Source organism: Kribbella albertanoniae, assembly GCF_004348455.1.
Taxonomy (GTDB): domain Bacteria; phylum Actinomycetota; class Actinomycetes; order Propionibacteriales; family Kribbellaceae; genus Kribbella; species Kribbella albertanoniae.
In genome coordinates, this window is record NZ_SMKA01000080.1 from 19,122 (window position 1) to 29,857 (window position 10,736).

At 67.1% G+C, this 10,736-nt stretch carries 11 protein-coding genes; all 11 read left to right on the forward strand.

The genetic code is table 11. The annotated features are described in order from the left end of the window. Positions 1 to 70 precede the first annotated feature (70 nt). The 11 genes from E1261_RS18920 (at position 71) to E1261_RS18970 (ending at position 10,714) form a co-directional block, all read left to right on the forward strand. On the forward strand, positions 71 to 1,414 hold the full coding sequence (locus tag E1261_RS18920; protein ID WP_238176298.1) for an FGGY-family carbohydrate kinase: 1,344 nt from the start codon (positions 71 to 73) through the stop codon (positions 1,412 to 1,414). Beyond that, positions 1,411 to 2,016, forward strand: coding sequence for a histidine phosphatase family protein (locus E1261_RS18925; protein ID WP_132408206.1), 606 nt, complete (start codon positions 1,411 to 1,413; stop codon positions 2,014 to 2,016). Before E1261_RS18920 ends, E1261_RS18925 begins: the two co-directional genes overlap by 4 nt. Continuing rightward, positions 2,013 to 2,804, forward strand: coding sequence for a DeoR/GlpR family DNA-binding transcription regulator (locus E1261_RS18930; protein WP_132408207.1), 792 nt, complete (start codon positions 2,013 to 2,015; stop codon positions 2,802 to 2,804). Before E1261_RS18925 ends, E1261_RS18930 begins: the two co-directional genes overlap by 4 nt. Before the next feature lie 12 nt (positions 2,805 to 2,816). Then, positions 2,817 to 4,265 carry an FGGY family carbohydrate kinase gene (locus tag E1261_RS18935; RefSeq protein ID WP_132408208.1) on the forward strand — a complete coding sequence of 483 codons (1,449 nt, stop codon included), beginning with the start codon at positions 2,817 to 2,819 and terminating at the stop codon, positions 4,263 to 4,265. Next, the gene (locus E1261_RS18940) at positions 4,265 to 5,293 is read left to right on the forward strand and encodes a 2-hydroxyacid dehydrogenase (protein ID WP_132408209.1); all 1,029 of its coding nucleotides are present in this window, start codon (positions 4,265 to 4,267) and stop codon (positions 5,291 to 5,293) included. The genes E1261_RS18935 and E1261_RS18940 overlap by 1 nt, the downstream gene beginning before the upstream one ends. A 64-nt stretch (positions 5,294 to 5,357) precedes the next feature. Further along, on the forward strand, positions 5,358 to 6,233 hold the full coding sequence (locus E1261_RS18945; RefSeq protein ID WP_132408210.1) for a carbohydrate ABC transporter permease: 876 nt from the start codon (positions 5,358 to 5,360) through the stop codon (positions 6,231 to 6,233). After that, positions 6,230 to 7,045 carry a carbohydrate ABC transporter permease gene (locus tag E1261_RS18950; protein WP_132408211.1) on the forward strand — a complete coding sequence of 272 codons (816 nt, stop codon included), beginning with the start codon at positions 6,230 to 6,232 and terminating at the stop codon, positions 7,043 to 7,045. The genes E1261_RS18945 and E1261_RS18950 overlap by 4 nt, the downstream gene beginning before the upstream one ends. A gap of 125 nt (positions 7,046 to 7,170) precedes the next feature. Continuing rightward, positions 7,171 to 8,355, forward strand: coding sequence for an extracellular solute-binding protein (locus tag E1261_RS18955; protein ID WP_165952563.1), 1,185 nt, complete (start codon positions 7,171 to 7,173; stop codon positions 8,353 to 8,355). After that, complete coding sequence (locus tag E1261_RS18960) at positions 8,352 to 9,026, forward strand: glycerophosphodiester phosphodiesterase (protein WP_132408213.1); 675 nt, start codon at positions 8,352 to 8,354, stop codon at positions 9,024 to 9,026. Before E1261_RS18955 ends, E1261_RS18960 begins: the two co-directional genes overlap by 4 nt. 43 nt (positions 9,027 to 9,069) lie before the next feature. Further along, complete coding sequence (locus tag E1261_RS18965; RefSeq protein ID WP_132408214.1) at positions 9,070 to 10,263, forward strand: Gfo/Idh/MocA family protein; 1,194 nt, start codon at positions 9,070 to 9,072, stop codon at positions 10,261 to 10,263. A gap of 112 nt (positions 10,264 to 10,375) precedes the next feature. Next, entirely contained in the window at positions 10,376 to 10,714 is a 339-nt protein-coding gene (locus E1261_RS18970; RefSeq protein WP_132408215.1) for a VOC family protein, read from the forward strand. Positions 10,715 to 10,736: the final 22 nt, after the last annotated feature.

A 10,736-nucleotide genomic window follows, 5' to 3' on the forward strand; every position in this document is an offset into this window, starting at 1 on the left:
CTCATGCTGTCATCTTATCGCTCTACGATGTTATCTTCTCAACTGACCTAACAGTGTGAGGGGAGCCCGAGTGGCCTGGATCGGCATCGACCTCGGCACGCAGAGCGTGCGGGCCGTGCTTGCCGGTCCCGACGGGGCCGTCCTGGCCCGGGCGTCCCGGCCACTGACCAGCGTCCGCGACGGCGTCCGCCACGAACAGGATCCGCAGCAGTGGCTCGACGCTGTCGATGCCTGTCTGGCCGAAATCACACCGTCCGCGGGGGCCCTGGAGGGCATCGCGATCTGCTCCACCTCCGGCACTTTCCTGCTGACGGACCGCGCCGGCCGCCCGGTCACCGCTGCGTTGATGTACGACGACGCCCGTTCAGCCGCCCGTCGTGTCCACATCGTGGACGCCGACCCGGATCGCTGGGCGACCTCCATGCAGCCCACCTGGGCCCTGCCGAAGATCCTCGATCTGGTTGCCGACAGTGATCAGCGGGTTATCCACAGTGCTGATTTCGTCGCCGCTCACCTCGTCGGACACCCGGTCGCGACCGATACGAGCCATGCCCTGAAGACCGGTTACGACCTGGTCGCCGGCAGTTGGCCGACCGCGGCCTTCGACAAACTCGGCCTGCCGATCGAAGTCTTCCCCGAGGTCGTCCGCCCAGGCACGGAGCTCGGTCGCACCCCGAACGGTGTGCCCGTGTACGCCGGAATGACCGACGGCTGCGCAGCCCAGATCGCGGCCGGCGCACTGTCGCCGGGCGCCTGGAACTCAGTGCTCGGTACGACGCTCGTCCTCAAGGGCGTGAGCGAGCAGCTGCTCGACGACCCGACCGGCGCGGTTTACAGCCACCTGCACCCGGATGGCGGTTGGCTCCCCGGGGGCGCGTCCAGCAGCGGCGCCGGCGTACTGACTGAGCTCCTGCCGGATGCGGATCTCGATGCTTTCGATCAAGCCGCTCACACGGTCGATGCGGCCATCTATCCGCTGACGAAAACCGGCGAACGATTCCCCTTCGTCGCACCGCAGGCCGAGCGCTTCATTATCGGCAAGGTCGACAGCGATCTCGACACATACGTCGCTGTCCTGCAGGGCGTGGCATTCGTTGAGCGGCTGGCGTTCGAGCATGTGGTCGGTCTCGGGGCCGACCCGGTGTGCAGGGTCTCGCTCACCGGTGGCGCGACCCGCAGCGGCTACTGGAATCAGCTCCGCGCCGACACCCTCGGCGTACCGGTTGAGCTTCCGGTGACCGCAGACCCGGCGTACGGGATGGCTGTTCTTGCCGCCTCCGCCGGGGGAAGTGTCACCGAGACCGCGCGGCGGATGGTTCGTATCGACCGCGTCCTCGAGCCGCGACCGGGCCGCCTTGACGACCTGTACGCCGCCTTCGTGGCGGAGCTGGATGCGCGGGGGTACCGCGGATGAGGACGACGATCGTGCTGGCTCGGCATGGGCGGACTGCCTGGCATCACGGCAACCGCTACACCGGTTCGTCCGACCTGCCGATCGATGAGGTGGGTCAGCAGCAGGCCGAGCAACTGCGGGAGTGGGCGATCGACTTCGCGCCGGATGCCTTGTGGTCTTCGCCGATGCTGCGAGCTCGCCAGACCATCGCCCCAACCGCCGAGGCGCTCGGCCTGGAGCCGACGTTGGACGCGCGGTTGCGAGAGGTCGACTTCGGATCGGCCGAAGGCAAGCGACTGGCCGAGCTGCCTCCCGTAGTGGCTGCAGCGTTCGAGCTCGACCCGGTCCGCAACCACTTTCCAGGCGGCGAGGATCCGGCTGAGGCCGCCGATCGGGTGGCCGAAGCTTTCGCCGAGATCGAGGGCGGCAAGGTGCTGGTGGTCGCGCACAACACGCTGATCCGGCTGCTGGTGTGCCGGGTGCTCGGCCTCCGCTTGAACGACTACCGCAGACTTCTTCCTGCACTCGGTCCCGCGGCGCTCGTGCGCTTCCGGCGTCAGGACGGCACAGTGGGACTCGAGGCGTACAACCTTCCCGCAGGACGAATGGAGATCCCCTCATGACTACAGAGCCCGAAGGTGAGCTGAGTCGTCCCGCGCGCAGGCAGGCCGAGATTGCGGCGTATGTCGTTGAGCATGGCTCGGTGTCGGCCAGCGACCTGGTCGAGGCGTTCGGGGTGAGCGTGATGACGGTGCATCGCGACCTGGATGAGCTCGAGCGGCAAGGGGTGGTTCGGAAGTACCGCGGTGGGGTGAGTGCGCAGCCGACGAGCGTGTTCGAGAGCAACGTCGCGTACCGGCTGAACACCGCGCAGACCGAGAAGGCCGCGCTGGCCCGGTACGCCCGCACGATGATCGAGCCGGGGATGTCGGTGATGCTGGACGACTCGACCAGCGCGCTCGCTCTGGTCGACCTGCTCGAGGACATCACGCCGTTGACCGTGGCAACGAACTTCCTGCCCGCGATCACCGCGCTGACCGGCCGTCGCGACATCACCCTGGTTGCGCTCGGCGGGATCTACTCGGCGACCCACGACTCGTTCGGTGGGATGCCGTGCGCGGAGGCTGTCGAGGCGCTGCACACCGACCTGCTGTTCTGTTCGGTGTCGGCGGTTTCGCCGACGCACGCGTTCCACCAGGAGGAGGAGATCGTCCTGGTGAAGCGCGCGATGCTGCGCGCGGCGAAGACCAAGGTGCTGCTGGTCGACCACGCCAAACTGCAGCGCACCGCCCTGCACCGGCTCGCACCGCTGAGCGACTTCGATGTCGTGGTGGTCGACGAGAAGACTCCCGAAGAGCTGATCCGCCCACTGCGCGACCACGGTGTGACCGTGGAGGTCGCCACCTTCTAGAGGGGACCTTGTATGGACGTCGGAGTCGATGTCGGCACTACAGTGACGAAGGCGGTGGCGTTCGACGAGGTCGGTCGGCCGCTGGCCGAGGCATCCCGGCCGACGCGGCTGGTGCGGCCGTCGGCCGGGCGGTTCGAGCATGAGACCGCCGAGATCGTTGCCTCGGTCAACGAGGTGGTCGGCGAGCTGGCTGCTGCGGTGGGGTCCCAGCCGGGTGTTCTCGCGATCACCGCGCAGGGGGACGGGCTCTGGCTGGTTGATGCGGCAGGGGGTGCGGTTCGGCCGGCGATCTCGTGGCTGGATGCGCGCAGTAGCGGGATCCTCGAGCAGTGGACGGCAGACGGTGTTGCCGACCACGTGTTCCGGCGCTCCGGCAACCGCATGTTCCCGGGGGCCTCCGGTCCGCTGCTGGCCGCCGTACTGGCTGAGGAGCCGGCGGTGATCGCAGCGGCTGAGACAGCGGCGTACTGCAAGGACGTGGTGATGCAGGCGCTGACCGGCGTCCGCGCGACGGATGTGTCGGATGCGTCGGCGCCGTTCCTTGATCCGCGGACGGGTTCGTACGACGAAGAAGCCTTGGCAGCAACGGGTTTGGGGGAGTTACGCCACCTGCTGGCACCCGTGGCGGCCGATGGACCGGTGGGTGAACTGCGCGACTCCTCGTCCGGGATGGCTCCTGGGACGCGAGTCTCGGCAGGCCCTTATGACCTTCCGGCTGCCGCAGCTGGAGCTGGCGTGGAGACGCCCGGCGATGCGCTGCTGACCATCGGTACGACGCTCGCGTGCCAGGTGGCCACCCGTTCCTTGCCGATGGCCGGCGAACCGGCCGGGTTGTTCCTCGGTACCTGGACGCCCGGGCTCTGGTTGCGAGCTATGCCGGCAATGGTCGGTACGGCGGCGCTCGACCGGGTGCTCGCTCTCGTCGGCGCGACGACCGAGCAGCTACCTGCCTTCCTGGCCGAGAGCCCGCCCGGCGCTCAAGGCGTGACCGTACTGCCGTATCTGTCCGAGGCTGGTGAGCGCGCGCCGTTCGTCGACACCCGAGCACGTGGAACGCTCGACGGTCTCTCGCTGTCCACGACCACCGCCGATCTGATTCGGGCAACCTGCGAAGGGATTGCGTACGCCGCTCGGCATTGCCTGGAAGCGGCCGGGTGGACCGGCCGGGTGACCGTGTGCGGCGGCGGTGCGCGAAGTGCCGAGTGGACGCAGATCTTGGCGGACGTACTGAACGCGCCTCTGCACACAACGGCAGCCGAGCAGGTTGCCGCGCGTGGTGCTGTGATCTGCGCCCGCCGTGCAGCCTCGGATGAGGTCGGGCCGGAGTGGATCGCGTCGACCCGTCAGGTCGACCCGGACCCGGGCCGGGCCGCCTTCTATGCCGAGGGATACGCCCACTACCTGCGCCGGATCGACAACGCCCGCGCCCGCTGGTCCGACCCCGCGCCTTTAGGAGCTTGATGAGAACCGTCACCACTCTGCTCGCCGGCGACCACTTCGTCCGGAACTCGCTGCTCTCGTCGGCGCTGCAGTCGCTGGAGGACGTGCAGTTCGAGTTCCGCGAGATCACCTTGCCGTGGCCGCTGACGCCGTACGGGACTGTGGCCGAGGTCGACGAGGCCAGTGACGCCGAGGAGCAATTGATCGCGGCGCTGCCGGGGGTCGAGCTGGCGGTCACGCAGATGGGTCCGTTTACCGAGCGAGTGCTGGATGCTGCGCCGGATCTGCGGTTCCTGGTGGTCTGTCGTGGTGGGCCGGTCAACGTGAACGTGCCTGCCGCGATCAAACGCGGCATCACCGTTGCCTCCACCCCCGGACGCAACGCGGTGGCTGCTGCCGAACACGCGGTCGCCCTGATGATGGGGGCCTTGCGCAACCTTCCGCGACTGCATCGCTCGCTGGTGCTCGGCGAGTGGCGCAGCGACCTCTACGCGTACGACGAATGTGGTGCGGAGCTGGACGGCGCAACAGTCGGCCTGGTCGGGTACGGCGCGATCGGGCAACGTGTCGCCCGCGTGATGCTCGCCTTCGGCGCACACGTGGTCGTCGCCGATCCGTACGTCGATCCGGCGCGCGTTCTACCCGGGATCGAGGTCGTCGAGCTGGATGAACTCCTGCGCCGGTCGGACGTGGTCAGCCTGCATGCCCGGTTGACCGATCAGACCCGCGGCATGATCGGTGCGGCGGAAATCGCGCGGATGCCGCGCGGCGGCGTACTGGTCAATACAGCACGTGGCGGTCTGCTCGACTATGAAGCGACTGTCGATGCGCTGGAGTCAGGGCAGCTGGGGGCGGCCGCGTTCGACGTCTTCCCGGCCGAGCCGCTGCCGGCCGGGTCGCGGCTGCTGACCGCGCCGAATGTCGTGATGACGCCGCACCTGGCGGGAGCAACCCGGCAGACCGCACTGCGGGCCGGGTCGATCGCAGCCGAGGCCGTGGCCGCGTACCTGTCGGGGAAGGACCCGGCGGGACTGGTGACTTTGATGTGAAATTGGCCAGAAAATCACAGGGATTCTCTATACCTCACCAGGAGTTGGTGATAATTTCACGGGCGTGCAGGAGAATCCGGTAGGTCTGCGGTCGCGGCGGCGACGGGAGTACTGGTTGTTCGCTGCGCTGGTGGCACCGAATCTGCTGGTGATCGCGGTCTTCGCGTACTGGCCGATCGTCTACAACGCCTTCCTGAGCCTCACCGACTGGAACATGATCGCGGCTCGGCCGGCGTTCGTCGGACTGGCGAACTACGGGCGGACGTTGACTGATCCGGCGTTCCATCGGACGTTGTGGGTCACCGTCGTGTTCACCGGGCTGATCGTCGCCGGGAGTCTGGTGATCGGGCTGGCGCTTGCGTTCCTGTTCAACCTGCCGCTGAAGGGCCGGGGTGCGGTTCGAACGATCGCGTTCGCACCGCACGTCCTGTCAGGTGCTGCAGTGGCGACGATCTGGTTGTTCATCTTCGACCCCGGCTACGGCCTCCTGCGCGGGCCGGACTGGATGAACAACTCGGACTGGGCGCTGCCCGGACTCGTCATCGTTTACCTGTGGAAGAACGCCGGCTTCGCCGCGCTGATCTATCTGGCCGGCCTGCAGGGGTTGCCGAAGGAGCTCGACGAGGCGGCGGTGATGGACGGCGCGAGTACGTGGCGGCGGTTCCACGCGATCAAGCTCCCGCTGCTGGCGCCGATCACGTTCTTCCTGTTGATCACCACGGTGATCGGGACGTTCCAGGCCTTCGACGTGATCGCGGTGATGACGGGCGGCGGGCCGGGGGACGCGACCACGACGTTGAGCTGGGCGATCTACAACGAAGGGTTCCAGGCCTTCAACGCGGGCCGGGCTGCCACGTTGTCGATCATCATGTTCGTCATCCTGCTGGTCGTCACGACGGTCCAAGCGCGAGTGCTGGAGAGGCGGGTGCACTACCGATGAAGGTGCGCGCGCTGCAGTACGTCGTACTGGTCGGAGTGGCTGCTGTGTTTGTCGGGCCGCTGTACTGGCTGGTGTCGACGGCCTTCAAGCAGCCGGCGGAGATCTACCAATGGCCGCCTTCGTGGTGGCCCGATCACCTGACTTGGGAGAACTTCGCGCTGGCGTGGAAGGCTGCGCCGTTCGATCGGTTCTTCGTGAACTCGACGGTGATCACGGTGGCGGGGACTGCGTTGAAGGTGACGAACGCGGTGCTGACGGCGTACGCGTTCGCGTATCTGCGCTTCCCTGGGAAGAAGGTGCTGTTCTTCCTGGTACTCGGCGCGATGATGGTGCCGGGGCACGTGACGCTGCTGCCGAACTACTTGACCGTGGCAACGTTGGGCTGGATCAATACCTATGCAGGGTTGATCATTCCGGGGATCGGGTCGGCCTTCGCGACGTTCTTGATGCGGCAGCACTTCTTGACGCTGCCGTCCGAGGTGACGGACGCCGCGGCGGTCGACGGCGCCGGTCACCTGCGGACGCTGTGGCGGGTCGTGCTGCCGATGTCGCGGCCGATGCTCGTCACGGTCGTCGTGATCACCGCGGTCGAGGAGTGGAACAACTTCGTCTGGCCGTTGATCGTCACCAACACCGCGTCGATGCGGACGCTGCCGGTCGGCCTGCTGATCCTCAAGGACGAGGAGGGGCTGGCCAACTGGGGCACGATCATGGCCGGGACGCTGCTCGTGCTCGCGCCGATGCTGGTGATCTTCCTGATCGCCCAGCGCTACATCGTCGGTGGAATCACCCAGGGTGCGTTGAAGGGATGACCATGCGACGCAGGGGATTCCTCGGACTGGCTGCAGCCTTGCCGTTGGCCGGGTGTGGGTATCGATCGGTGGACGCAGTGTACTCGCAGCCGGCCGGAGCGGTGCCTGCTCAGTACGCTCGCCGCGTGCGGGTCGTGTTCTGGTCGTCGTACGGCGGAGTGAACGGGAAGGCCGTTGACGGACTCGTTGCCAAGTTCAACGAATCACAGGACGACGTGTACGTCGAGGTCCAGTTCCAGGGCAGTTACGACGATGTCGCGCAGAAGGTCGCCGCGGCCCTGATCGCCAAGCAGGCGCCGGATCTCGCCGTACTGTCGGATGTGACGTGGGAGCGGTTCTTCCTCAACGAGGCGTTGGAGCCGTTGAACGGCTATCTCGCGGATCCGGCGGTGTATCAGCCGAAGTTGTTCGGTGAGTATGTGGTGAAGGGGCAGAGCTGGTGCGTGCCGTTCGCCCGCAGTACGCCGATCCTCTACTACAACCGGGATGCGTTCGCTGCCGCCGGTCTGCCGGATCGCGCGCCGCGGACGTGGAGCGAGCTGCAGTCGTGGGGGCCCTCGTTGGCGAAGGTGCAGTCGGGTGGGCGGGCGTTGCGGACGCTGGCGTTCGCGAAGGTTGACGGGGACTGGCAGTTCCAGGGGAACGTGTGGCAGTTCGGCGGTTCGTATTCGCGTGGGCTGGATGTCACGATCGCTGAGGCCGGGGCGGTGGCTGCGGGTGAGTGGCAGCGGTCGATGGTCCACTCGTTGAAGCTTGCCTATATGGCGAGCAGTCCGAGTACGGATTTCGCGAACGGGCTCGTGGCAACGATCCAGGAGTCGACCGGTGGGCTGAAAAGCATGACCAGCAAGGCGAAATTCCGGGTCGGCGCCGGCTTCGTGCCGGGCGAGGTCGCGTCCGGGATCGCCACCGGCGGCGGTGGCATCGGGATGCTGCGCAACATCTCGGCGGAGCGAAAGCAGGCGGCCGCCGCGTTCTTGACCTTCCTGGCGCGGCCGGAGAACGCTGCGTGGTGGACGATCCAGACCGGCTACCTCCCGGTGGTCGAGGCGGCGCGTGAGGTGCCGGAGCTGAAGAAACTCATTGCCGAACAACCCAACTACGGCGTCGCGATCGCGCAGCTCGCGAACGCCCGGCAGCAGGACGCGATCCGGCTCTACGGCCGCAATGCGAATGTGGCCATCTACACCGGATTGCAGCAGATCTACGCCGACAACGCTGCACCCAGCAAGGTGTTCGCCACGGTGGCCCGCCGGCTCGACGCGATCGGAGCCGAGGTACGCCGCCTCTACGAGGAGAAGGTCCTGTGATCATCACGGGTCATCGAGGCGCACTCGGTACCGAGCCGGAGAACACTCTGCGCTCGTTTCGCCGAGCCGTCGCCGACGGCTGCGACGAGATCGAACTCGACCTGCGGGTGACCGCCGATGGTGAACTGGTCATCCTCCATGACGCCACCGTCGACCGCACCACGAACGGCACCGGCGAAGTAGCCTCCCTAACCCTCACCGAGTTGCGAGGGCTGGATGCCGGGCTGGGCGAGGTGGTCCCCACTTGGTCCGAAACCGTCGCCGCGGTCGACGTTCGGTTCCAGGCAGAGGTGAAGGCGGAGGCCGCCGTACCGCTGCTCGCCGATTCACTCCGATCCGACCCCGCGCTCGCCGCTCGGACGCTCGTCACCTCGTTCCATCCGGAGATCCTGCTCGCCGCCAGACGCGCCTTCCCCGGGGTGACGACCGGGCGGATCTTCGGTCGCACGACTCCCGACGTACTGGCTCTGACGCGGGAAGCTGAGGCGACCTGGGCGTTGTGTGGCATCACCGGCCTGACCTCGGCGTTCGTCGCCGAACTGCACACTGCCGGCCTCTCCGTCACCGCCTGGCCGGTCCCCGACGCGGCCACCCTGGAGCAGGCGGTCGCGCTCGGCGTCGACGGCATCACCACCGACAACCCACACCTGCTCACACGTTCCAACGTCTGAATATGTTCTTCCGTGGAACATAAATGTGTGATTGCCTAGTCGCATGGGAATCAGCATCGGTGTGGCCGGAGCCGGCCAGTTCGCTCCTTCGTTTCTGCGGCTGTGGTCCGCGCACCCGGACGTGTCCGGTGTCCGGCTGACCGACGTCCTGCCGGACCGGACAGCCGAGATGGCGGCCAAACAGGGGATTGCGGTCACCTACCAGTCGTTCGAGGAGATGCTCGAGTCCGACGTGGACGCGGTGGCGATCTTCACCCAGCGCTGGCTGCACGGCGAGATGGCGATCAAGGCGCTTGAGGCCGGGAAGCACGTCTACTCGACGGTGCCGATGGCGATCGAGGCCGACCAGATCGCGCGCATCATCGAGCTGGTCAAGGCGACCGGCCTGACCTACATGATGGGCGAGACCAGCTTCTACTACCCGTCGTCGGTGTACTGCCGGCAGCGGCTGGCCGCCGGCGACTTCGGCCGGGTGTTCTACTCCGAGGGCGACTACGTCCACGACATGGATCTCGGGTTCTACGCCGCGTACCAGTACAGCGGCGGCGAGGACTGGAAGCAGACCGCCTCCTTCCCGCCCATGCTCTACCCGACGCACGCCGTCGGGAACGTCTTGTCGGTGACCGGTCAGCATGCGACCCACGTGTCCTGCATCGGCGTGCAGGACGACCGTGGGGACGGCGTCTTCGACAAGGAGATCAGCCAGTTCGACAACGACTTCTCGAACGCGACCGCCCTCTTCAAGCTCGCCGACGGCGGCATCATGCGCACCAACGAGATGCGCCGCGTCGGCTACCCGTCCCACATCCGTGAGTCGCGGCTGCGCGTGTTCGGTACCGAGGGCAGCTTCGAGCAGCTTGCCACCACCACCCTCTGGCAGAACAAGCAGGGCGTCGAGGACGTCTCCCACCTGATGGAGACCTCGGCCGGCTCGCGCGACGACGAAGACCTCGCAAACGTCGACCCGGCTCTCCGCGACGCGTTCCGCTCCGGGCTCTCCCCGGTGCACGACCGCACCCGCCTGCCCGCCGAGTTCGACGGCCTGCACAACGGCCACGAGGGCTCCCACCACTTCCTCGCCGACGACTTCGTCCGCGCCGTCGCCGACAAGACCCTCCCGCCGATCAACGCCTGGGTCTCCGCCCGCTACACCCTCCCCGGCATCTACGCCCACCAGTCGGCCCTCCAAGGCGGCGTACAACTAGAGATCCCCGACCACGGCGACGCCCCGGTCTAACGCCCGACCGACAGGACGTATACGTCCACTGGACGCCGACGCCACGCTCAGGACCGGCCGCAATGCCCGCGGCCGGCCTGATATGTCCTGTTCTTAGAGCTACCGTTCTGCGATGGACCTGTTCGCCGGAATCTCTGTCAGCGACTACGCCACCGCCGTCGCCTGGTACGAACAACTACTGGGCGCCCCACCGGCCTTCCTCCCCAACGACATCGAAGCCGTCTGGGAACTGGCCGAACACCGCTACCTCTACATAGAGGTGGTCCCCGAACACGCCGGCCACGCCCAGCACACCCTCTTCGTCGCAGACTTCGACGCGACGCTGAGCGGCATCGCCGACCGCGGCCTCGAACCAACCACCCGCGAGACCTACGAGAACGGCTTCCGCCACGCCTCCTTCTTCGACCCCGACGGCAACGAAATCTCCTACGGCGGCGCCCCCGTCACCTGACCCACCCCCGCCACCTCCCGCC